Origin of the sequence: Piscinibacter gummiphilus (assembly GCF_002116905.1) — a bacterium.
GTDB lineage: Bacteria > Pseudomonadota > Gammaproteobacteria > Burkholderiales > Burkholderiaceae_C > Rhizobacter > Rhizobacter gummiphilus.
On the sequence record NZ_CP015118.1, the window covers coordinates 745,005 to 766,185 of the forward strand.

A 21,181-nucleotide genomic window follows, 5' to 3' on the forward strand; every position below is an offset into this window, starting at 1 on the left:
GCGATGGGGACGTCGGACAGTGCATTCTGCCCGGGCCCGTCACGGCCTGACGCCGCGCACCGCAGTGGCCCGCGCGGTCACCGTCACGGGGCCGCCGTCCGCCTGCAGGCGCAGCCGCACGTTCGCCTTCAGCGTCGCCTGCTGTTCCGCCGTCAGCACCTCCGCCGCGGTGCGCAGCGCCTGGCTCGAGGCGGCGCTGTGCCAGTAGTCGTCGAAGCTGTCGAACGTGCGCTGCACGGTGATCGACCGCGTCTCGACGTCGCGCAGGCCCGCGCCGGTCCACAGCGCGGCCGAGGCTTCCAGGGTGGACGCGTCGGCACTCGGTGGCATCGGCGGGCGCGCGCCCAGCTTGACCATCTCGGCGCCGATGTCGGCGAGCGGGAAACCGCGGTTCAGCATGTCCCAGTGGTAGGCCGCGACGACACCGCCCGGGCGCACGGCGCGCACCATCTCCGCCACGCCGGCCGCCGGGTCGGGCACGAAGAAGAGCACCAGCGCCATCGTGGCGGCATCGCAGGACCCGTCCGCGACGGGCAGCTGCTGCGCGCCGCCTTCGAGCCACTCGACGGGCGCGCCGGCTGGCAGGCGGGTGCGGGCGAAGGCGAGCTGCCCCGGCGACGGGTCGACGGCGACGACGTGCGATGCGCGGGTGCGTTCGACCAACTGCTCGGTGAAGGCGCCGTTGCCGCAGCCCACGTCGACCCAGCGCAGCCCTTCGGGCACGGCCAGCCAGTCGAGGAAGAGGTCTCCCGCGAGCCGGCTCCACCGGCCCATCATCACTTCGTAGCTGGCGCCATCGTTGAACTGGACGGTCTGGGTCATCGCGGGATCGTGTCGAGGAGAGAGGGCCTCCAGCCTGCCACGATCCCGGTACCCGCACGACGGGTCAGGGCAGCGCGGTGCCTCGTGCGGCCTCGTACAGCGCGTACCACTCGCCGCGGCTCAGCCGGACCTTCAGCGCGTCGCCGCAGGCGCGGATGCGCGCGGGCTGGCTCGTGCCCAGCACGGGCTGGATGCGGGCGGGGTGGCGCATCAGCCAGGCGAGCACGATGCCCTCGGGGCTCACGCCGTGTTCCTGCGCGAGGCGGTGCACCAGCACGCGCGCGGGTTCGTCTCGCGGGTCGACCGTGGTGTCGCCGGTGAAGCGACCGCGCGCTAGCGAACTCCACGCCTGCAGCTGGATGCCGTTCGCCTGGCAGTGTTCCATCGTGCCGCCCCACGCCAGCGCGCCGGGCAGGGCCGCGGCCTGGCGGTCGTTGAAGCAGGTGCCGGCCTCGATCGGTTCGAGGTGGCCCAGGCCCAGCTCCAGCTGGTTGGCCACGAGGGGCTGGTCGAGCGACCGCGAGAGCCACGCGATCTGACCGGCGTTCATGTTGGAGACGCCGAAGTGGGTCACCTTGCCCTGGGTGTGCAGCTTCGAGAAGGCTTCGGCGATCTCGTCGGGTTCCATCAGCGGGTCGGGACGGTGCAGCAGCAGGAGGTCCAGGCGCTCGGTGCCCAGGCGGCGCAGGCTCGCCTCCACCGCATCGAGGATGTACGCGCCCGACAGGTCGTAGCGCTTCGGGCCGTGCGCGTCCTCGAAGCGGATGCCGCACTTGCTCTGCAGCACGATGCGGTCGCGCAGCGACGGCTGGCGGCGGAACAGCTCGCCGAACACCGACTCGGCCTTGCCGAACGTGTAGATGTCGGCATGGTCGAACACCGTGACGCCGATCTCGAGCGCCGCCTCGACGGCCGCCTGCGCATGGTCGGCGTCGGCCGGCCCCCAGGGGGTGTCGTTCCAGGAGCCGCCGAGGCCCATGCAGCCGAAGGCGAGGGGACTGGCGGAAGGGAGGTGCTTCGCGAGGGGCAGGACGTTGGCGCTCATGGCGGGACGGTGCGTGGAAAAGTGGAATCGGTTCCGCATTGTGCGCGACAGCGCGGGGGCTTGGGGGCACCGGGCAGAATGTCCGGCATGTCCATCCGCCTCGTCCTCCTCGCGTTGCTGGCCTGGTGCACGGCTTCCGGCGCGCTGGCGGCGGAACAGGTTCGGGTCGGCTCCAAGCGCTTCACGGAAAGCTACATCCTCGGCGAGATCGTCGCCCGCACGGCCGCACGTGCCGGCGCCGAGGCGGTGCACCGGCCCGGCCTCGGCAACACCGCGGTCGTGCTCGAGGCGCTGAAGGTCGGGGCGATCGACGTGTACCCCGAGTACCTGGGCACGCTGCAGAAGGAGATCCTGCAGCTGCCCGACGGCGCCACCGAGGCGCAGATGCGGCAGGCGCTCGCCGAACGCGGGCTCGCGTACGGCGTGCCGCTGGGCTTCTCGAACGGCTATGCGCTGGCCACCACCGCGGCGCAGGCGCGTGCGCTGTCGCTGCGGTCCCTGGGCGACCTGAGGAACCACCCGGACCTGGGCATCGCGCTGTCGCAGGAGTTCCTCGGCCGTGCCGACGGCTGGCCGGGCCTGGCGGCGCGCTACGGCCTGCCGCAGCGTCCCGCGGGCATCGACCATGGCGTGGCGTACGACGCCCTCGCGAGCGGCCGCATCGACGTCACCGACATCTACACGACGGACGCGAAGATCGCCGAACTCGGCTTGGCCGTGCTGCGGGACGACGCCGGCTTCTTCCCGCGCTACGACGCCGTGCTGCTGTACCGCGCCGACCTGCCCGAGCGTGCGCCGGCCGCGTGGCGGGCCATCGGCGGGCTCGCGGGGCGCATCGACACGGACCGCATGATCGCGATGAACGGCGACGCCGAGTTGCGCGGGCAGCCGTTCACCACCATCGCGGAAGCCTTCGTCGCGGGCGATGCATCGGCCGCCGCGCCGGCCTCGCGCGCAGGCCTGTGGGCGCGGCTGACCGGTCCCGACCTCGGCCGGCTCACGCGCGAACACGTGGGGCTGGTGGCCGCGTCGGTGGCCATCGCGGTGCTGCTGGGCGTGCCGCTCGGCGCCGTGGCGGCGTCGCGGCGGCGGCTGGGGCAGGGCATTTTCGCGGTGGCGGGTGTGCTGCAGACCATCCCGTCGCTGGCGCTGCTCGCCGTGCTGATCCCGCTGCTGGGCCGCATCGGCGCCGTGCCCGCCGTGGTGGCCCTGTCGCTCTACGCGGTGCTGCCCATCGTGCGCAACACCGCGACCGGCCTGCTCGAAGTGCCCGAGGGCCTCAAGCTCGCCGGCACGGCGCTCGGCATGACCCGTCTGCAGCGCTGGCGCCTGGTCGACGTGCCGCTGGCCGCGCCGGTGATGCTGGCTGGCATCAAGACCGCGACGGTGCTCACCGTGGGCACCGCGACGATCGCGGCGTTCATCGGGGCCGGCGGGTATGGCGAGCGCATCGTGCAGGGACTGGCCCTCAATGACAGCGCCGCACTGTGGGCCGGGGCGATCCCGTCGGCGGCGCTCGCCTTGCTCACGCAGGGGCTGTTCGAACTCGCCGAGCGGTGGCTGGTGGCCCGCCGCTAGGTCACTCCACCTCGATCTTGGCCTTGCGGATCACGTCGGTCCACCGCTTGATGTCGCCGGCGAGCAGCGCGCTTGCCTGTTCAGGCGACCCGGCCTGCAGCCGCATGCCCATCTTCTGCAGCTTCTCCACGAGGGCCGGCGAGGCGATGGCCTCGCGGATGGCGCGGTTCAGCCGTTCGATCACGGCCGGCGGTGTGCCGGCGGGGGCGGCGATCGCGTTCCACGAGCTGACGTTGTAGTTCGCGATGCCCGACTGCTGGAGCGTCGGAATGTCCGGCAGCGCGGGGTTGCGTTGCGACGACGTGACGGCGAGCGCCTTCAGGCCACCGCCGCTCAGCTGCGGGATCACCGGGCCGGTGATCTCGAGGGCCACGTCCACCTCGCCGCTGCGCACGGCCATCAGCACGGCGGGCGAGGTCTTGTACGGCACGATCAGGAATTCCGCGCCGCTGTCGGTCTCGAAGAGCTTCGCGGCCAGGTGCTGCGTGCTGCCCACCGCGATGGTGCCGAGCTTGATCTGCCCCGGCGACGCCTTCGCCTGCTGCATCAGCTGCGCGACCGACGTGTACCGGGATCCGTGGTCGACGACGAGGGCGAGGTCGAAGAATCCGAGGGTCGAGACGGGCGCGAGGTCCTTCACGGTGTCGTACGGCAGCTTCTTGAAGAGTCCGGCGCTGACGGCGTGCCCGTTGCTGATCAGCAGGAGGGTGTGGCCATCGGGCTTCGAGCCGATCACGGCCTGGGTCGCGACGATGCTGCCGGCGCTCGGGCGGTTGTCGACGACGATGGGCTGGCCGAGGTTCTTCGCCATCACCTCGGCCACGGCGCGCGCGGTGACGTCGGCGATGCCGCCCGGGGCGAACGGCACCACGAGCGTGATCGCGCGGCTGGGAAACTGCGCTGCGGCGAGGCCGGGCAGAGCGAGGGCGAGTGCGGCGGCCAGCAGCGGGCGGCGGGGCAGTCGTGGAAACATCGTGCGATTCTCCCGGGCGATCAGAAGGTGTGGCGCACGTCGACGGTGAAGGCCGTCTGGTCGCCCGTCGTGCCCATGAAGGCCGGCTTGGCGTAGCCGCCCTTGACCTGGTTGCCATCGATCGTGGCCGCGATGTCCGTGCGCTTGGAGAAGCGGTACGACGCCGAGAGGTAGCTGACCTTGCGCGAGCCGTCGAGCGCGGAGCTGCCGCCCTGGTCGTCGGACAGGTGGGCGACGCTGAGCGTGACTTCCGGGAGCACCTCGATGTTCGCGCCGAGCGTCCACACCGTGTTCTCCTGCGGGCTGACGGCGTTCGTGCGGCGCATCGCGCCGCCGTAGAACGTGAACATCGGCGAGGCCTTCCAGTTGCCGCCGAGGCCCACGATCTTGCGCCGCTCGGTGTCGGACACGTTGTTCATCTGCTGCACGTAGCCGCCGACGAAGACGGGGCCCGAGGTCCAGGTGGCCGACAGGGCCCACGCGTCACTGCCGTCGTTGGCCGCCACCTCGCCGAAGGTCTTCGAGACCGACACCTCCACGCCGGCGACCTTGCCGTCGACCCGCATCAGGTTGTCCTGCCGCGCGATGTGGTGGCTGCTGAAGATCGACAGCGCGAGGTTGTTCGGATTCCCCTGGGGCTGGAAGCGCGCGGCGACCGCGTGTGCGAGGGTGTACTGGTGGCCGAACAGCACGCTGCCGTACGGGGCGGAGAGGCCCATGAAGACCTGGCGGCCCCAGAAGCGCGTGGGAGCCTGCACCTGGCCGTAGTCCGCGGTGGCCGAACCCTGCAGCGGCGTGCCGGTGCTCGGGTCGAAGCCGTGTTCCATCGTGAACACCGCGGCCAGGCCGCCGCCCAGGTCTTCGCGCCCGCGGAAGCCGAGGCGGCTGCCGGTGAAGGTGCCGTCGTCCATCGACGTGTCGGAGTTGCCGGCCGCCGTCACGTTGGTGGCGCGGCGCACGGCGACGTCGACGAGACCGTAGACGGTGACGCTGCCGGTCGACTGCGCGGCGGCGGCGAAGGGCGTGCACAGCACGGCGAGGAAGAGCGGGGTCGAGCGGAAGGTCCTTCGGGTCAGGGTCACGCGTGTCTCCTGGGGAGTGGGGTGGAGCGGCCGGACGACGTGCACCTGGCCGCGGGTGCGAGCGGTGGAGCGGGGATCAGTGCGGTGCGGCCTCCTCGGGCCAGTACAGGCGCATGGGGTTGTCGACGAGGAGCCGCTGGCGCACGCCGGCGTCGGGCGCCACCTGCGCGAGGTGGTCGACCAGCAGGCCGTCGTCGGGCATGTGCTGCGTCAGGTTCGGATGCGGCCAGTCGGTGCCCCACAGCGTGCGGTCGGGGGCCACCTCGAGCACGCGGTGTGCGAAGGGCACCACGTCGCGGTAGGGGCGCGGCTCGCCGTCGCGGGCCGGCGGACCCGACACGCTCAGCCGTTCGGGGCAGCTGAGCTTGGTCCACACGTTCGGGTGTTCGCGCAGCAGGCGCAGGAACAGCGCGAACGCCGGGCCGTCCGCGGGTTGCGAGACATCGGGCCGGCCCAGGTGGTCCACGACCACGGGGGTGGGCAAGGTGGTGAAGAAGTCCCACAGGTCCGGCAGGTCGGCCGCCTCGAAGTACACGACGACGTGCCAGCCGAGCGGTGCGATGCGCCGGGCGATCTCGGCGAGTTCCTCCTTCGGCGTGAAGTCGACGAGGCGGCGCACGAAGTTGAAGCGCACGCCGCGCACGCCGGCGGCGTGCAGCCGCTCGAGTTCGGCGTCGGCGACGTCGCGGCGCACGGTGGCGACGCCGCGCGCGCGGCCATCGGCATGGGCCAGCACGTCGAGCATCGCGCGGTTGTCGGCGCCATGGCACGTGGCCTGCACGACGACGTTGCGGCTCACGCCCAGGTGGTCGCGCAGCGCGAAGAGCTGCTCACGGCTCGCGTCGCACGGCGTGTACTTGCGCTCGGGGGCGAACGGGAACTGCGCGGCCGGGCCGAACACGTGGCAGTGCGCGTCCACCGTGCTGGCCGGCAGCGCGAGCCGCGGGCGGCTGGGCGCCGGATGCCAGTCGAGCCAGCCGGGGGTCTTCTCGGAAGAGGTCATGGGCCGTGATTCTGGGAAGACCCAGCCCATCGTCCTAGGGCCTGCAGACGCTACCTGCTATGCCGGTTCGGCATGGCTCGGGCAGAATCCGAGCGTGGACCTCAAACAGATCGAGTACTTCGTCGCGGTCGGCCAGGCGGGCAGCTTCAGCCGTGCGGCCGACACCCTGGGCATGACGCAGCCCGCGCTGAGCCGGCAGATCCGGGCCCTCGAGGTCGAGCTGCGCGAGACGCTGCTGGAGCGCAACGGCCGCGGCGTGTCGCTCACCGAACCCGGGCGGCGCCTTCTTGCACGAGGTCGCGAGGTGCTGCAGCTGATGCACGACACGCGGCAGGAGCTGGGTGCGTTGCGGGGCGAGGCGGTGGGCCAGATCGTCGTCGGGCTGCCGCCGAGCCTCGCGCGGCGCATCACCGTGCAGCTCATCGAGGCCTTCCAGGCGGAGCTGCCGCATGCGAAGGTCGCGGTCGTCGAAGGATTCTCGTCGCACATCGCCGAGTGGCTGGCGGCCGGCCGGGTCGACCTGGGCCTCGTCTACAACCCCGAGCCGCACGCCCAGCTGGCGCAAGAGCCGGTGCTCGAGGAGACGCTGTGCCTCGTGGGCGCGCCGGGGTCGCTGTCGCGTGCGCAGGTGAGCCTCGCCGACGTCGCCGCGCTGCCGCTCGTGATGCCGCAATGGGGGCACAGCTTCCGCCGGCTGATGGAGTCGCGCGCGATGCTCGCGGGCGTGCGGCTGCAGGTGGCGTGGGAGGTGTCGAGCGTGCCCACCATCCTCGACATGGTCAAGCGTGGCCACGGTTTCGCCGCGCTCACCGGCAGTGCGGTCGCCGCGGGCACCGCGCCCGGCGAGGTGGCGCTGGCCACCATCGTCGAGCCGGTGATCATGAGCACGCTGTGTGTCGCCTGGAACCACCAGCGGCGGCGCGACGCGCTGCACGTGCGGACGACGGAGATGCTCGCGGCGCTGTGCCGCGCCGGAGGCTGATCACTTGCGCCGTTGGCGCCGCACCGCCGGCTGCAAGCCTTCCGTCGGGCCCGTGTATCGCCCGCGCGGCCGGATCACCGAGTCGACGCCCAGCTGCTCCATGCCGTGGGCCAGCAGGCCGACGCTGCGGGCGATGGCGAACATCGCGAACGCGGCATCGGCGGGCAGGCGGTGGCGGGCGGCGAGCGAGGCGAGGGCCACGTCCATGTTGGGCGGCAGGCCGGTCAGCGCGACCACGCGGTCGATCAGCCGGGCGACGTGGGCCGGCGGCTTGAAGTCGGCCATCAGCGCGGCGGCGCGGGGGTCGCCGTCGGGGTAGATGGGGTGGCCGAAGCCGGGGATCGGGATGCCCGAGGACAGGTAGCGGTCGACCACCGCGTCGGCGCCGTCGCGCTCGGCCTCGCCGAACAGCGTGCGCACGCGGCCCGACGCGTCGCCGTGCAGCGGCCCGGAGAAGGTGGTGAGGCCCGCGAGCAGGCAGGCCGGCAGCGAGGCGCCGGTGGACGCGGTGATGCGCGCCGAGAATGCCGAGCTCGTGATCTCGTGGTCGGCGAGCAGCACCAGCGTCTTGCGCAGCAGCGTGGCGACGGGACGTGCCTGGCCCCAGCCCTTCGCGAGGCGTTCGTGCAGCGGCAGGGCCGCGTCGCCGGCCGCACCGAAGGCCGACGCGAGCCGGCCGACGAGGCCCGCCGACTCCTCGAGCAGCACCCGTGGCAGGCGCCCGCGTGTCGAGTGGCCGGTGGCGGTGAGCGAGGCCAGCTCGGTGAAGGCGCGCACGCGGCCCGGAGGTGTCGCGGACGCCGGTCCCGCAGGGAAGTTCACCGCGGTCTCCATGTCCCACAGCAGCCCCGCGGCGTCCTCGAGGCCCGCGGTGGCGGCGAGCCCCACGGCCTCGACGCCGCGGTAGTACAGGCGGCCGCCGGAGAACGTCGAGATCGACGTGGGGATGCTGGGCTCCGAGCCGAAGAGCGTGGTGGCCGCGAGCGTCTCCCGCGTGCGGCCGGTGGCCTTGCGCTGAACGAGGCCTTCGACGTCCTCCGCGCGGTACAGGCTGCGCCGCGAATCCGCCGGGTCGGGGCTCACGCCGATGCGCCCGCGGCTGACATAGGCATAGATCGTCTGCGGGCGGACGCCCAGCACCTGCCGGGCTTCGTCGAGGGTCAGCCAGTGGGCCATCGGTCGCGCTCCTTCTTCCCGTTCGTCAATGTGTGGATCAACATGTTCGAGTGTAAACCCTAGGTTTGATCGAAGGATGCACTCGTGTTCATCGGGTGAAACATCGGAAGTTGATCTTGATGATCAATATTGACCGATGTCCAGGCCGCTGCCCAGAATGGCTTCACGCGATCTCGAAGTGAGCGGTCGACCCGGTGCACCTCACGAACACGTCGCGCTCCCGATGACTCCTTTCAACGGAAGTACCGCCATGCATCTCGTCCGCACCTTCACCCTCCTTCCGGCGCTCGCGCTGGCCGCCCTGTCGGCCGCCGCGAACCCGTACCCCTCGAAACCCATCACCATCGTGGTCGGCTCCAGCGCCGGCAGCACCACGGACGGTCTCGCCCGCGCCATCGGCCAGGAGATCACGGTGGAGACGAAGATCCCCGTGATCGTCGACAACAAGCCCGGCGCGAGCGGCGGCATCGCCGCGCAGGCCGCGGCCCGCGCGCCGGCCGACGGCTACACGATCTTCATCACGACGAACACCACGCAGGCTGCGAACCCGCACCTGTTCCGCAAGCTGGGCTACGACCCGGTGAAGGACTTCGCGCCGGTGGGCGCCCTCGTGAAGGGCTGGCTGCTGCTGGTGACGAACCCGTCGGTGAAGGCGCAGAACGTCACCGAACTCGCGGCGCTGGCGAAGAAGCAGCCGCTGACCTTCGGCGCGGGCAGCTCGTCGGCCCGCGTGGCGTCGGAGCTGTTCCAGCAGATGACCCACACGCAGCTGACCTACGTGCCCTACAAGGCCAACCCGCAGGCCATCATCGAACTGGTGGGCGGGCAGACCGACATGATGATCGTGGACCTCACGACGAGCCTGCCCCAGGTGAAGGCGGGCAAGCTGAAGGTGCTGGGCATCAGCAGCCCGAAACGTTCGGCGCTCGTGCCCGACGTGCCCACCATCGCCGAGGCGGGCCTGCCCGGCTACGAGATCAGCTACTGGAACGCGGTGTACGCGCCGGTCGGCACGCCCGCACCGGTGGTCCAGCGCATCAACGAGCTGATGCAGAAGGCGCTGGCCACCGAAAACGTGCGCCGCTTCGTCGAGCAGAACGGCATGGAGCCGTTCACGTCGACGCCCGCCGAACTCGCCACCTTCCAGGCCGCCGAATACAAGCGCTGGGGCAGCGTCATCAAGACGGCCGGCATCCAGCCCGAGTGATCCCCCTTCTTCGCGAGACCGCCATGAAACCGAACATCCTCCAGCTCAACCCGATCCTCGTTCCGTCCGTCAACGAGCGCCTCGACTCGCTCTACACGATGCACCGCCTCTTCGAGCAGGTCGACCCCGACGCCTACCTCCGCGAGCACGGCGCCACCATCCGCGGCGTCATCACCGGCGGCCACACCGGCATCCAGCGTTCGATGATGGAACGCCTGCCCGCACTCGAGGTCGTGGCCGTGAACGGCGTGGGCACCGATGCCGTCGACCTCGACTACGCGCGCTCGCGCCAGCTGCCGGTCACCGGAACGTTCGGCGCGCTGACCGAGGACGTCGCCGACCTGGCCGTCGCGCTGCTGCTGTCGACCTGCCGCAACGTGGGGGCGGTGGACCGCTTCATTCGCGCGGGCGCCTGGGTGCGGCATCCGCAGCCGAGCGCACTGCCGCTCGCGCGGCGCTTCAGCGGCATGCGGGTGGGCATCGTGGGGATGGGCCGCGTGGGCCGTGCGGTCGCGACGCGCGTGGCCGCCTTCGGCTGCCCGGTGCGCTACACCGACCTGCGCGAGATGCGCGACGTGCCGTGGACCTTCGAGCCCGACCTGCTGCAGCTGGCCCGCAACAGCGATGCGCTGATCGCGTGCGCGGCGGCCGACAAGGCCGAAGGCCTCATCGACGCAGCCGTGCTCGATGCGCTCGGGCCGCAGGGCTACTTCGTGAACGTGGCGCGCGGCCGGCTCGTGCGCGAGGCGGACCTGGTGCGGGCGCTGGTGGAGCACCGCATCGCGGGCGCGGGGCTCGACGTGTTCGTCGACGAACCGAACGTGCCGCCGATCCTCTTCGAACTCGACAACGTGACGCTGCAGGCCCACCGCGCGAGTGCCACGGTGGAGACGCGCACGGCGATGGGCGAGATGGTGCTGGAGAGCCTGGCGCAGGCCCTGGCCGGCCAGCGGCCGACCCACAGCCTCACGACCTGAGCAGGGGGCTCAGAACCCGGCGGTGAGGAACAGCGTCGGGCCCTTGAACTTGTAGTTCACTTCGCCGCGGAAGTCGCTCTTGTTGGCATCCAGCTGGTAGTCGACGTATCGGTAGCCCGCGCCCACGCCCCAGTTCTTCGAGAAGCGCCAGTCGAACGCCACCAGGAAGTTGACGAGCGAGCCGTCGTACTCGTCGTACTTCAGCGTCAGGTAGTCGATGCGGCCGCGGACCTGGAACTGGTCGGAGAACGCGTAGGCGCCGTAGAGGCCCAGCGTGGGCAGCGGCACCAGGGCATCGTTGCCCTCGCGCTGGAACGAGGTGGTACCGCCGGGGCCGGAGGCCTGCCCCGACAGCGCGGTGGCGAAGTCGGTGACATGCAGCCCCAGGGACCCGCCGACCTCCGCCACCGGGGTCTTGTAGAACGAGTAGCCGCCCGTGAGGCGGTACACCGTGGTGTCGAACGTGCTGTTGACCTGCACGCCCACCGGGTAGGTGCTGTCGCCCCAGTCGATCTGGCGGGAGAGCGTCTTGCTGGAGGAGCGGTCGAGCTTGTAGTACTCGAACTCGATGCGCCAGTTCTGCGCGATGCGCATGCCCAGCGAGAAGTAGGGCGTGCCCTTGCGGTCGGCCAGGTCCAGTTCGTCCTCGAGCGTGATCGAGGAGCCCGGCCGGGCGGTGGCCGTGGCGTCGAGGCGCGCCGTGGAGTTGATGGTGGGGTAGAAGTAGGACAGCTCACCCCAGAACTGGTCGTGCAGACCTTCGGCGAACGCGCTGCTCGACAGGGTGGCGAGCGTGATCGCGGGGATGGCGACGAATTTCCTCATGGCAAAGCTCCGGTGGTTGAGAGAGCCAGGGATGACCGCACGACTGGCATGGGGTGGAGGCACGATATCCCCGAGTTCTCCGGTCCGTCAAGCGGGTGGGACTTCCCTTTGGTGCGGGGGGGCGCCCTGTGGCTGGGGCGGGTATTTGCCTACTGACACGGGCCGCTGCTAGCCTGACTCCGTCGTACTCTCGAAGGATCACACCATGACATTCGGAACCAGCCACGCAGCGCTCCTCGCGGAGTACCAGAGCCTGATGGACGAGGAGGCCGTGCTGTGGGAAGTGATCTCCACGCAGTTCGCCGGGGTCGCGGGTGGCGCGTCCGGGGAGTTGCCCGTCGATGCGGATCTCGAGCGCTGGGCCGAGGTGCGCCGGCGCCGGGCCAAGCTCGACGCGGTCTTCGAGTCCCTCGTTCGCTCGAGCGTGCCCGCCGCCTGACGCGTGGCCCGGCCGGCGCCAAAGGTTCGTCGAGGCGAACTGCAGGAATTCCTGCGGCACGTCGTGACCCAGGGTTTCGCGGTGGGCGACTTCCAGGTGTCGGCCCACGAGTCCGTGAGCGCCACCGGCCGCGAACCCGAGCGGGTCATCAGCATCAGCCGCCTGCAGTTCGGGCGCGACTTCGCCGTGACCGCGCGCGACGGCTGGGTGAGCGCCGCGGTGCAGGCGCTGCGCCAGGGGCACTTCGGGCGCCCCTGAGCCCTCGGGGTTTCAAGGCCAGGCCTTGGCCACCCAGTCGTTCCAGGTTTTCAGGCGCGCCGCGTCGCCGCCCATCTGCGTGACCTTCCAGATCCCGTACTGCTGCTTCTGCTCGGCCGTGGCACGGTAGTCGGTGGTGTTCATCGCGTAGCCGCCATTGGCCGCGGCCGCGAGCGGCTGGCGCGCGCGGTCCAGGCAGAAGCCGAAGCCGGCGGTGGGTTCGGGTTCGCCGAGGTCGGTGTTGGCCGGGTCGCACCGGCGCCACGCCGCGGGGTCGGTGGTGGCGTACAGCTGGTTGAACTGCTGCATGGCGCCGTTGACCAGCTTCAGGTGCAGGCCGGGCTGCAGCTGGTCGAAGTCCTTGAACCGCGCGACGCCGTTGCCCTGCGTGGTGGCGGTGTCGACGAAGTTGACGAGCGACAGGTGCTTCATCGCGTTCCCGCGGCTGTACCGGCCGCGGTTGAGGATGATGGAGCGTGTGTCCGCGGGAACCCACAGCGGCACCGCGTTGTTGACGAACTGCGCGCTCTTGATGCGCGCCTGCAGCAGCCGGATGTGCGAGAGCCTCGTGGCGGTGAGGTGCGCCGGCGTCGAGGTGCCCACGGTGTTGGCCAGCACCTCGTCGAAGCCCGTGAGGTAGGGCCAGTCCACCGAGAAGTTGACCCAGTCGCCCTGGCCGCCGGGGTTCACCGACACCTGCATCTGGTACCACGCGTTCGTGCGGTAGTACGAACCCACCGTGTTGTTGCGTTCCCAGGCCAGGTACCACTCGCGGGTGACCTTGCCCGATGCATCGCGGTCGGTCTGGTACAGCATGTGCGGCGCGAGGAAGAACAGGCTCACGGTGTTGAACGGCCAGCCGCGCGCCTCGCCGCGGCCCTTCCAGGTTTTCGCGGCCGCGTCGTAGTCGCCGATGAACCACTTCTGGTCGCCCTCGAGGCCGTGCGTCTGCGCCCACTGCCACTGCTTCACCGCGTTCCAGTGCAGCAGGCTCATCACCGCGCGCTCGATGAAGGCGTTGGTGGTGAACGACGCGGGGTCGCCCGCCGTGGTGGCGGTGGACGCCAGCGCCGCGAGGTTGCGGGCGCCCACCTGCGCGCCGTAGTCGCCCGTGGGGCCGATGTGGTCGCCCCGGCCGCCGCCGAGGAAGTTGTAGGCCTCGAAACCGGACGGCTGCAGCATCCCCTGGATCTCGTTGCGCTCCGCGGGGGTGAGGTGGCTCCAGTCGCCGAAGACGCCGTTCGGGTTGCGGTGCGACGTGAACCACGTGTCGATCTTGCGCGCCGTGGCCGCGGGGTTGAACGTCCCGTTCGAGAACTTCACGCCGGCCTCGAACGACCCTGCGGCGCCACCGGCGGGCCACACGTCGAGCGGGTGGATGGTGGGCAGCCACGCGTTCCAGTCCGGGTACTGCAGCGGCATGGCGACTTCGCGTGCGTTCAGCGTGGCGCTGGCATCCATCACGCGGTCGACCTCGGCCTGCGTGAGGGCGAGTGGTGTGCCGTCGACCGGCTTGCCGAACAGGGCCTTCAGCGCATGCGCCGGTGTTTCCAGCACGGCGTCCAGGCCCGCGCCGGCGGCCCACTCGGACAGCGGTTTCGTGTCGAGCCCCGCACCCGGCTGGTAGGGCGGGTTCCACGGCGCCGCGGCGGCCACGTGCGGCACCGCGCGCTGGCTGTACCGCAGGTACGCCGCGATCTGCCGGCCCTGGGCCGGCGTCAGGCCGTGGAAGCGCGAGCGCTGCACGATGGCGTTGTCGGAGTAGTTGAAGTACTGCAGGTCGCGGCCGTCCTCGGCGTGGCAGGACGCGCACGCGGCCTTCATCCTGCGCGGCACGATGCTCGATTTCGCCAGCAGGCCCTGGCCGTGCCACAGCGATTCACCGGCGTCCGCGTCGGCGGTGCGCACGGCGCCGGCCGCCTTCTCCGCAGCGATGTCGGCGCGTTTCACGGGGTTCGTGGCGAGGCTGGCGCCGGCGGTGTCCTGGAGTTGCAGGTCGATGATGCGGTAGCCGTTCGACTCGCCATCGGTGCCGTTGAAGCGGAACTGCACGCGGTTGGCGCCCGCGACCAGGCGCGCCTTCGTCGCTGTGTCGAGCGCGAGGCTCATGCGGGTGGTGTAGAGGCCGCCGCGCGTGAGCCCGCCCTGCACGCGTTCCGCGTCGGCGAGGATCACGGTGGTGTCGGTGATGTCGACCCACGGGATGCCGCCCGCATCGGCCGCTGCCGTGCCGCCGAGCACCCGCACGCTGGCCTTGACCACCGTGGGCTTCTGCGTCGTGGCCTCGAACTCGGGCGCGCCGAAGAAGCCGCAGCGGTGGCAGCGGAACCACAGGCGCGCCGCACCCGCGACGTTCGCCGCGTCGAGGTCCAGGCGGGCGTCGACCACCAGCGGGGCCAGCGGCGAACCGTCGCCCAGCACCTCGAGGGGCAGCGTCAGCACGTTGCTGTCCGGGGTGGGAGAGGGGACGTCGGGCGACGGCGCGGGGGCCGTGGCGGGCGTGTCGACGGCGGGGCGGTCGCTCCCGCCTCCGCCGCAGGCGGCGAGCAGCACGGCGGCGGCGAGGTGCACGAGGGCCCGCGAGGTGCGGTGGCGAGGGGACGTGTCCATGGGGCGATTCGTCGGAAGGCGGCCGATTACAGCCGAGCCGGACGACGGCCACAACCGTGGCGGGACCGTTTCCACAAAGAGTTACCGAGGTGACCAGGCCGGTCGGCCCCGCGGCGCGAGGTTCGCACCGATGCACCAAGGTGCCGACCCTTTCCGGGGAGCCGAACCGGCAGCCCCCCTCTCACGGTGCGTGTCAGGCGCCCATGCGGGCCAGTCGCTCCGCGATGAGGCCGTGGGCCTCGGCCATGATGCGGTCGATCAGCACCTTCACCGGCGGCACGTCGTGGATCAGGCCGGCCACCATGCCGCACGACCACGCGCCGGCGTTCATCGCGCCCTCCTGCATGATGCGCGGGTAGACGCCCGCCACCTCGGGCAGGATGTCCTCGAACTTGATGTTCGCGCCGAGTTCGCGCTCCTTCACCAGCAGGCGCTCGACGGCGGCGTTGGTCAGCACACGCTCGGTGTTGCGCAGCGGGCGCATCACGAGGCGGGTGTCGAGTTCGGTGGCGGCCACGATGGCCTGCTTGACGTTCTCGTGCACGGGCGCTTCCTTCGTCGCGATGAAACGCGTGCCCATGTTCATGCCTTCGGCGCCGAGTGCGAGCGCGGCCACGAGCGAGCGGCCGTCGGCCATGCCGCCCGACGCCACGAACGGGATCTTCAGCGCCTCGGCGGCGCGGGGCAGCAGGATGAAGTTGGGCACGTCGTCTTCGCCCGGGTGGCCGCCGCACTCGAAGCCGTCGACGCTCACCGCGTCGCAGCCGATGGCCTCGGCCTTCAGCGCGTGGCGCACCGCGGTGCACTTGTGGATCACCTTGACGCCGGCCTCCTTCAGCGCGGACAGCCACTTCTGCGGGTTGTTGCCCGCGGTTTCGACGACCTTCACGCCGCCGTCGATGATGGCCTTCACGTAGCCGGGGTAGTCGGGCGGCGTGACCGACGGCAGGAACGTGAGGTTCACGCCGAAGGGCTTGTCGGTCATCTCGCGGCAGCGCGCGATCTCCTTCGCCAGCAGTTCGGGCGAACGCTGCGTGAGGCCGGTGATGATGCCGAGGCCGCCGGCGTTCGACACGGCCGAGGCGAGTTCGGCGAGGCCGACGTAGTGCATGCCGCCCTGGATGATCGGGTGCTCGATGCCGAAGAGTTCGGTGATGCGGGTCTTCATGGGAGTCCTGTGCGGTGGGTGGGTCAGCGGCCGTTGAACACGGGGTCGCGCTTCTCGACGAAGGCGCGTGCGGCGTTCTTGTGGTCTTCCGTCTGTGCGCAGTGCACGTGGTGGGTCACCTCGAGGTCGAGGCATTCGTCCACCTCGCCGCCCATCGCGCGGTTGAGGTTCTCCTTCATGTAGCGGTAGGCCACGGCCGGGCCTTTCGCGAGCCGCTGTGCGAGTTCGCGCGTGCGTCCGGCGAGCTGTTCCGGTTCGCAGGTCCAGTTGGCCAGGCCCAGGCGCAGCGCGTCCTCGGCCGACACGCGTTCGCTCAGCATGTAGAGCTCGCGGGCCTTGGCCGCGCCGATCAGCTGGGTCATGAAGTAGGTGCCGCCGTAGTCGCCCGCGAAGCCCACCTTCGCGAACGCGGTGGTCAGGAAGGCGCTGTTCGACATCAGCCGCAGGTCGCACGACATCGCGAGCGACAGGCCCGCGCCGGCGGCTGCACCGGGAATCACGGCCAGCGTGGGCTTCGGCATCTTGAACAGGCGCCCGGCGGTCTCGCGCTGGCTGTGGCGCTGCTGGTGGATGGCCTCGTCGATGGTGCGCGTGGCCGCGGCGCCGGAGGCCATGGCCTTCACGTCGCCGCCGGCGCAGAACGCCTTGCCGGTGCCGGTGAGCACGATGCAGCGCACCGCGGGGTCGAACTCCGCGGCGACGAGCTGCTGCTGCATCGCCTGCAGCATCGGGCGCGACAGCGCGTTGCGGGCGTCGGGCCGGTTCATCGACAGCGTGAGCACGCCGTCGTCGAACGAGGCCAGCAGGTCTTCGGTTCCGGTGTCGATCTGGGGCATGGTGTCGCGTCCTTGGAGAGTCATTGGGTGAAGCCCAGCTCGCGGGCTTCGGCGTCGTACCTGGCGTAGGAGTTCTTCAGCGTCGCGCCGTTGAGGATCATCTCGGCGGCGAGCGTGCGCGTGCCGGCTTCGAACACCTGCGTGCGCACCCAGATGGATTCGGTGCGGGCGCTCTCGCTCAGCGCGACGACCTCGCGTTCGAGGTCATAGGCCTGGCCCACGAAGAGCGGGCCGCGCACGAGGCGGATCTGCTGGCCGGCGAACAGGCCCACGGCGGGGCCGCGGCCGCGCAGACCCGACAGGTGCGATGTGCTGCCGAGCAGCACGCTGATCATCTCGATCGGGATGATCGCCCGGCCCCACGGCGACGCGGCACCACCCTCGGGCGTGTACCAGGGCGACGGTTCGGTGATGACCTTGAGCTTGGCCGCGAGCGTGAAGGGATAGTGGTCGCCCATGTGCTGGTCGAAGCCCATCGCGATCGTTTCCTTCGCGGCGCCGCGCTGGCCCACGCGCAGGTCGCGGTTGATCACGAGTGTGGTGGCGGGGCGCAGCTTCGCGATGCGCCGGGGGATCTCGTGGTCGGTGTCGGGCACGTCGCCCACCGACGCGGTGCCCGTCAGCACCGGCGTGCCGTCGCGCTTCTCCGCGTGGATGCGCGCGACCCGTTCGCCGGCGGCCGGCGGCGTCACGTAGGCGCGCACCTCCTCGCCCTCGACCACCATGTTCTGGTAGTGCGCGCTGATGCAGCCCGTCTCGAACCACGCCTGTCCGAACAGCTGGAACAGCAGCGGGTCGAACTGGCTGAAGTGCGTGGGGCCCTCGATGGGGCCGGCGCGCAGGCCGAGGTCCTCGGCCATCTTGTCGTCGTGGATCGACAGGTGGCCGTCGTAGGTCTGCTCGGCGAGCATCTGGCGCGGCTGGCGCAGCGGGCCGCACAGCGTGGCGGCGGGCATCTGGGGGAAGGCCGTGGACATGGGTGCGTTCTCTCCTGGGGCGAGCTCTCGAGCTTAAGCGCGGGCTTTCCTCGCCGCTGTCACGAGAGTGGCAGCGCGCGGCGGCTGGCTGCCGCACGATCGAAGGCTCCATCCACCCCCGCCTTCCACCATGCAGATCGAAGCCACCAACCCGCCTCCCCTCCACGGCTGCATCGACACGCAGGTGGTCGGCCACGTGCTGCTGATCGGCATCAACCGTCCCGCCAAGCGGAACGGCTGGACGCCGGAGATGTTCCGGCAGCTGGGCGAGGCCTACACGCGGCTCGACGACGATCCCGAGCTGCGCGTGGGCGTGCTGCACGCCTTCGGCGACCACTTCACCGCGGGCCTCGACATGCCGTCGGTGCAGGCCCACCTCGAACGGGGCGAGCGGCTGATCCCGGAAGGGCTCGTCGAGCCGCACGACTTCGGCAAGCCGAACTACCGCCGCCGCACGAAGCCGGTGATCGCCGCGGTGAAGGGCATCTGCTTCACCGTGGGCATCGAGCTGATGCTCGGCGCCGACATCGTTGTGGCGGGCGAGGAGTGCCGCTTCAGCCAGAAGGAAGTGCAGCGCGGCCTGATGCCGGGTGGCGGGGCCACGCTGCGCATGTCGGAGCGCGCGGGCCTCGGCAACGCGATGCTGTACCTGCTGACCGGCGACGAGTTCGATGCGGCCACGGCGTACCGGCTCAACTTCGTGCAGAAGGTGGTGCCGAACGCGCTGGTGCTCGACGAAGCCGTGGCCATCGCGCAGCGCATCGCCGAGCAGGCGCCGCTGGCCGTGACGGCCACGCGCCTGAACGCCATCAAGGCGGTGGAGGAGGGCCCGGCTGCCGCGGTGGCCGACTTCCCGGCGATCAGCAAGCGCATCTTCGCGAGCGAGGACTGGGCCGAGGGCGTGCGGTCGTTCGTCGAGAAGCGGGCCGCACGTTTCAAGGGGCGCTGAGCCGGCTCAGTGGCGCCGGCGTGACGCGGCGACCACCCCGGCCAGGCCCAGCGCCATCAAGGCGAACGCCGCGGGTTCCGGCACGGCGGGTGCGACGTTGAAGACCAGCGCCACGTCGTAGACACTGGTGGGCCCCGGGAACGCCGACGTGGGCGTGCCCCACAGGTGCAGCGCGTAGCTGCCCGCGGTGAGCAGCGTGGAGGCGAACGTGACGTCCTGGCGCGGGAAGGGCGGCATCCACACGGTCTGCGAATCCCCTTCGAGCACGGTCACGTTGCCGCGGTCGAGCCGTCCGTCGAGGTTGAAGATCCAGAAGCGGTTGCTGAACGGCGTGGAGGCCGTGCCGTGGAACTCGAACGCGTCTCCGGCGGCGATCGTGAACGTGAAGACGTCCTCGAACGGTTGCGAGCGCGTGAGGTCGCTGAACGGGTGGAGGCCAGGGGCCGAGATCGTGCCGAGGTCGAACGTGTCGGCGCGGGCCTGCGCGGCGGCCATCAGGGCCACGCAGCCAAGTGCGGCCGCGTGGCGGCGCAGCGGGGTCGATGTCATTGGAGTCTCCCTGTCGATGCGGCGGGGCGCCGCACCGGCAAGGTAGGAGACCTCCCCCGTGAAATCAACCGCGGCCGCGAAGCCCCTCGGGGCCTCGCGGTCGCGTCGAGCCCGGACGCGTCAGTTGCAGCTGATCGTCGCGTACGACTTGCCGGCGCCGGCCGCGTTCGGCAGTTTCTGCTTCACGCACTCGGCCGGGTGGGCCGTGTAGGTGTACGGAATGCCGACCGGGAACGCGCCGGTCGTGGTCCAGTCGGTGGCATCGCGCGACGGCGACGAACCGCTCGCGACCCACTTGATGCCGTACTTCGCGAAGTCGGCGGCGCTGCGCACGTTGTTGTTGCGCAGTTCCCAGTAGCCGATGGCCGAGCTGTCGCGCGACGTCACCGGGTTCTGCGCGTCCTCGAAGTAGTTGGCCTCGATCAGCGAGAAGCCGCCCATGCGCACGTTGATGCCCGAGGTCTTCACGCCGCTGTAGAGGTTGTTGTAGAGGTGCGTGTAGCCACCGCGCTGCAGCGGCAGGCGCGAGTTCACGTCCTGGTAGTGGTTGTGGTGGAACGTGATGTAGCGGTCGCTCGCGTCGCTGTCGCTCGACCCGATCAGCCCGACCTTCTGGTGGTCGTGGATGAAGTTGTACGAGTACGTGATGTGGTGCGCGCCGGCCTTGCTGTCGATCAGGCCGTCGAACTCGAGGTCGCCCGCGCCGGAGCAGTCCTTCGTGCTGCTGAACAGCGTGTTGTGGTCGACCCAGATGTAGCCCGGGAACTTGCCGCTCTGGCCTTCGATGCCGATGGCATCGATGGAGCCGGGCAGCAGGCCGATCGTCATGTTGCGGATGATCACGTTGGTGGCGCCGCCCTTGATGGCGAGGCCGAAGTTGGCCGCGGAGCCGTCGGTGCCTTCGATGGTGACGTGGCTCTTGTTCTTGACCTCGACGATCGCGCCCGCGGGCTTCTTCCACTGCGCGCAGGTGTCGGTGATGGTCGAGAAGTCGAACGTGCCGTTGTAGCGGATCACGAGGCCGCCGGTGCCGCTGTAGGCGTCGATCGCGGCCTGCATCTGCGCGGCGGTGGAGACGGTGACGGCCTTGGCCGAGCCGCCGCCGGTGACGGTGCCGCCGAAGCCGCCACTGTGACCGGCGGGAGCCGGAGCGGGCGTGGGAGCAGGGGTGGGGGCCGGGGTCGGGGCGGGCGTGGGTGCGGGCGTGGGTGCGGGAGTCGGCGCAGGCGTCGGAGCCGGCGTCGGTGCGGGCGTGGCGCTCACGGGACCCAGCGCGCATTTCTTCGCGATGCCCGGATTGGGGTCCGAGCCGAACGTGGCCGTCGTGCAGGCGACGGGGCCCGCGAACGACTTGATCACCCACTTGTCCTTGATGCCGTACGACACCTGGCGGGGGACGGAGCCCACCTTGTCGCAGACCTCGCCCTGGTCGGCGCACTTCGAGAAGCCGGACGGCCAGTCGCGGGCGAGGGCGGGAGTGGATGCGGCGACGGCCGCGGTCAGGGCGGCCAGGCGCAGCAGGTGGCGCTGGCGCCGGGTGTCATTGGGGTTCGAGCTCATGGTTTCCTCCTCTGGGTTTGGGACGGCATCGCATGTCGAACCCTGGAAGATCCACGGTCGGACGACACCAAGTGGTACGACGTCGTATTTCTTGACGTGCGACCGACCGGGGTTGTAGCGGCCCAAACGCCCTGAAAGTTTTTCCGGATGTAAGGGACGTACCCT

20 protein-coding genes are annotated in these 21,181 nt (G+C 70.7%); 7 read left to right on the forward strand and 13 right to left on the reverse strand.

Annotated features, from left to right (window positions below; genetic code table 11):
• Window positions 1-39: 39 nt before the first annotated feature.
• Entirely contained in the window at window positions 40-822 is a 783-nt protein-coding gene (locus A4W93_RS03385; protein WP_085749262.1) for a class I SAM-dependent methyltransferase, read from the reverse strand.
• Between the two features lie 64 nt (window positions 823-886).
• Complete coding sequence (locus A4W93_RS03390; RefSeq protein ID WP_085749263.1) at window positions 887-1,867, reverse strand: aldo/keto reductase; 981 nt, start codon at window positions 1,865-1,867, stop codon at window positions 887-889.
• Between the two features lie 87 nt (window positions 1,868-1,954).
• Between A4W93_RS03390 and A4W93_RS03395 the strand changes: the two genes are divergently transcribed.
• Window positions 1,955-3,445, forward strand: a complete 1,491-nt coding sequence (locus A4W93_RS03395; RefSeq protein WP_237357685.1) for a glycine betaine ABC transporter substrate-binding protein — start codon at window positions 1,955-1,957, stop codon at window positions 3,443-3,445.
• A 1-nt stretch (window position 3,446) separates the two neighbouring features.
• Here A4W93_RS03395 and A4W93_RS03400 read toward each other — a convergent pair whose 3' ends face one another.
• The 3 genes from A4W93_RS03400 to A4W93_RS03410 all read right to left on the reverse strand — a co-directional run bounded on the left by A4W93_RS03400 (window position 3,447) and on the right by A4W93_RS03410 (window position 6,503).
• Window positions 3,447-4,418, reverse strand: coding sequence for a tripartite tricarboxylate transporter substrate binding protein (locus A4W93_RS03400; RefSeq protein WP_085749265.1), 972 nt, complete (start codon window positions 4,416-4,418; stop codon window positions 3,447-3,449).
• Between the two features lie 20 nt (window positions 4,419-4,438).
• The gene (locus tag A4W93_RS03405; protein WP_157782108.1) at window positions 4,439-5,500 is read right to left on the reverse strand and encodes a porin; all 1,062 of its coding nucleotides are present in this window, start codon (window positions 5,498-5,500) and stop codon (window positions 4,439-4,441) included.
• Window positions 5,501-5,576: 76 nt separating this feature from the next.
• Complete coding sequence (locus tag A4W93_RS03410) at window positions 5,577-6,503, reverse strand: amidohydrolase family protein (protein WP_085749267.1); 927 nt, start codon at window positions 6,501-6,503, stop codon at window positions 5,577-5,579.
• Window positions 6,504-6,597: 94 nt separating this feature from the next.
• On the opposite strand from A4W93_RS03410, the gene A4W93_RS03415 reads away from it, so the two are divergent.
• The gene (locus A4W93_RS03415) at window positions 6,598-7,485 is read left to right on the forward strand and encodes a LysR family transcriptional regulator (RefSeq protein WP_085749268.1); all 888 of its coding nucleotides are present in this window, start codon (window positions 6,598-6,600) and stop codon (window positions 7,483-7,485) included.
• Here A4W93_RS03415 and A4W93_RS03420 read toward each other — a convergent pair whose 3' ends face one another.
• Window positions 7,486-8,661: a citrate synthase family protein gene (locus tag A4W93_RS03420; RefSeq protein WP_085749269.1), complete on the reverse strand. Its 1,176-nt coding sequence runs from the start codon at window positions 8,659-8,661 to the stop codon at window positions 7,486-7,488.
• A 250-nt stretch (window positions 8,662-8,911) separates the two neighbouring features.
• Here A4W93_RS03420 and A4W93_RS03425 point away from each other — a divergent pair, with 250 nt between their 5' ends.
• Both A4W93_RS03425 and A4W93_RS03430 read left to right on the forward strand, forming a co-directional pair.
• Window positions 8,912-9,868 carry a Bug family tripartite tricarboxylate transporter substrate binding protein gene (locus A4W93_RS03425; RefSeq protein WP_085749270.1) on the forward strand — a complete coding sequence of 319 codons (957 nt, stop codon included), beginning with the start codon at window positions 8,912-8,914 and terminating at the stop codon, window positions 9,866-9,868.
• A 23-nt stretch (window positions 9,869-9,891) separates the two neighbouring features.
• The gene (locus A4W93_RS03430; protein WP_085749271.1) at window positions 9,892-10,845 is read left to right on the forward strand and encodes a 2-hydroxyacid dehydrogenase; all 954 of its coding nucleotides are present in this window, start codon (window positions 9,892-9,894) and stop codon (window positions 10,843-10,845) included.
• Between the two features lie 9 nt (window positions 10,846-10,854).
• Here the strand turns inward: A4W93_RS03430 and A4W93_RS03435 are convergent, their stop codons facing one another.
• The gene (locus tag A4W93_RS03435) at window positions 10,855-11,670 is read right to left on the reverse strand and encodes an outer membrane beta-barrel protein (RefSeq protein ID WP_085749272.1); all 816 of its coding nucleotides are present in this window, start codon (window positions 11,668-11,670) and stop codon (window positions 10,855-10,857) included.
• A 205-nt stretch (window positions 11,671-11,875) separates the two neighbouring features.
• Here A4W93_RS03435 and A4W93_RS03440 point away from each other — a divergent pair, with 205 nt between their 5' ends.
• Window positions 11,876-12,109 carry a hypothetical protein gene (locus A4W93_RS03440; protein ID WP_085749273.1) on the forward strand — a complete coding sequence of 78 codons (234 nt, stop codon included), beginning with the start codon at window positions 11,876-11,878 and terminating at the stop codon, window positions 12,107-12,109.
• Between the two features lie 63 nt (window positions 12,110-12,172).
• Entirely contained in the window at window positions 12,173-12,367 is a 195-nt protein-coding gene (locus A4W93_RS03445) for a hypothetical protein (protein ID WP_085749274.1), read from the forward strand.
• A 12-nt stretch (window positions 12,368-12,379) separates the two neighbouring features.
• On the opposite strand, the gene A4W93_RS03450 is transcribed toward A4W93_RS03445, so the two are convergent.
• The 4 genes from A4W93_RS03450 to A4W93_RS03465 all read right to left on the reverse strand — a co-directional run bounded on the left by A4W93_RS03450 (window position 12,380) and on the right by A4W93_RS03465 (window position 17,958).
• Complete coding sequence (locus A4W93_RS03450) at window positions 12,380-14,977, reverse strand: hypothetical protein (RefSeq protein WP_085749275.1); 2,598 nt, start codon at window positions 14,975-14,977, stop codon at window positions 12,380-12,382.
• 193 nt (window positions 14,978-15,170) lie between these two features.
• Window positions 15,171-16,145, reverse strand: coding sequence for an NAD(P)H-dependent flavin oxidoreductase (locus A4W93_RS03455; RefSeq protein ID WP_085749276.1), 975 nt, complete (start codon window positions 16,143-16,145; stop codon window positions 15,171-15,173).
• Window positions 16,146-16,168: 23 nt separating this feature from the next.
• On the reverse strand, window positions 16,169-16,981 hold the full coding sequence (locus A4W93_RS03460; protein ID WP_085749277.1) for an enoyl-CoA hydratase: 813 nt from the start codon (window positions 16,979-16,981) through the stop codon (window positions 16,169-16,171).
• A 20-nt stretch (window positions 16,982-17,001) separates the two neighbouring features.
• Window positions 17,002-17,958, reverse strand: coding sequence for a hypothetical protein (locus A4W93_RS03465; RefSeq protein WP_085749278.1), 957 nt, complete (start codon window positions 17,956-17,958; stop codon window positions 17,002-17,004).
• A gap of 130 nt (window positions 17,959-18,088) precedes the next feature.
• Between A4W93_RS03465 and A4W93_RS03470 the strand changes: the two genes are divergently transcribed.
• Entirely contained in the window at window positions 18,089-18,907 is an 819-nt protein-coding gene (locus tag A4W93_RS03470; protein WP_085749279.1) for a crotonase/enoyl-CoA hydratase family protein, read from the forward strand.
• 6 nt (window positions 18,908-18,913) lie between these two features.
• Here the strand turns inward: A4W93_RS03470 and A4W93_RS03475 are convergent, their stop codons facing one another.
• Window positions 18,914-19,456 (reverse strand): FxDxF family PEP-CTERM protein, encoded by a 543-nt coding sequence (locus A4W93_RS03475; RefSeq protein ID WP_085749280.1) that lies wholly within the window; start codon window positions 19,454-19,456, stop codon window positions 18,914-18,916.
• A 120-nt stretch (window positions 19,457-19,576) separates the two neighbouring features.
• A complete protein-coding gene (locus A4W93_RS03480; protein ID WP_085749281.1) occupies window positions 19,577-21,016 on the reverse strand; it encodes a pectate lyase family protein in 1,440 nt (479 codons plus the stop codon).
• Between the last annotated feature and the right edge of the window lie 165 nt (window positions 21,017-21,181).

Excerpts from the sequence above, each read along its gene's own strand:
- A4W93_RS03385 (WP_085749262.1), bottom strand. The coding sequence starts at position 822 with ATGACCCAGACCGTCCAGTTCAACGATGGCGCCAGCTACGAAGTGATG.
- A4W93_RS03390 (WP_085749263.1), bottom strand. The coding sequence starts at position 1,867 with ATGAGCGCCAACGTCCTGCCCCTCGCGAAGCACCTCCCTTCCGCCAGT.
- A4W93_RS03395 (WP_237357685.1), top strand. The coding sequence starts at position 1,955 with ATGTCCATCCGCCTCGTCCTCCTCGCGTTGCTGGCCTGGTGCACGGCT.
- A4W93_RS03400 (WP_085749265.1), bottom strand. The coding sequence starts at position 4,418 with ATGTTTCCACGACTGCCCCGCCGCCCGCTGCTGGCCGCCGCACTCGCC.
- A4W93_RS03410 (WP_085749267.1), bottom strand. The coding sequence starts at position 6,503 with ATGACCTCTTCCGAGAAGACCCCCGGCTGGCTCGACTGGCATCCGGCG.
- A4W93_RS03420 (WP_085749269.1), bottom strand. The coding sequence starts at position 8,661 with ATGGCCCACTGGCTGACCCTCGACGAAGCCCGGCAGGTGCTGGGCGTC.
- A4W93_RS03425 (WP_085749270.1), top strand. The coding sequence starts at position 8,912 with ATGCATCTCGTCCGCACCTTCACCCTCCTTCCGGCGCTCGCGCTGGCC.
- A4W93_RS03430 (WP_085749271.1), top strand. The coding sequence starts at position 9,892 with ATGAAACCGAACATCCTCCAGCTCAACCCGATCCTCGTTCCGTCCGTC.
- A4W93_RS03435 (WP_085749272.1), bottom strand. The coding sequence starts at position 11,670 with ATGAGGAAATTCGTCGCCATCCCCGCGATCACGCTCGCCACCCTGTCG.
- A4W93_RS03440 (WP_085749273.1), top strand. The coding sequence starts at position 11,876 with ATGACATTCGGAACCAGCCACGCAGCGCTCCTCGCGGAGTACCAGAGC.
- A4W93_RS03450 (WP_085749275.1), bottom strand. The coding sequence starts at position 14,977 with ATGGACACGTCCCCTCGCCACCGCACCTCGCGGGCCCTCGTGCACCTC.
- A4W93_RS03455 (WP_085749276.1), bottom strand. The coding sequence starts at position 16,145 with ATGAAGACCCGCATCACCGAACTCTTCGGCATCGAGCACCCGATCATC.
- A4W93_RS03460 (WP_085749277.1), bottom strand. The coding sequence starts at position 16,981 with ATGCCCCAGATCGACACCGGAACCGAAGACCTGCTGGCCTCGTTCGAC.
- A4W93_RS03465 (WP_085749278.1), bottom strand. The coding sequence starts at position 17,958 with ATGTCCACGGCCTTCCCCCAGATGCCCGCCGCCACGCTGTGCGGCCCG.
- A4W93_RS03470 (WP_085749279.1), top strand. The coding sequence starts at position 18,089 with ATGCAGATCGAAGCCACCAACCCGCCTCCCCTCCACGGCTGCATCGAC.
- A4W93_RS03475 (WP_085749280.1), bottom strand. The coding sequence starts at position 19,456 with ATGACATCGACCCCGCTGCGCCGCCACGCGGCCGCACTTGGCTGCGTG.
- A4W93_RS03480 (WP_085749281.1), bottom strand. The coding sequence starts at position 21,016 with ATGAGCTCGAACCCCAATGACACCCGGCGCCAGCGCCACCTGCTGCGC.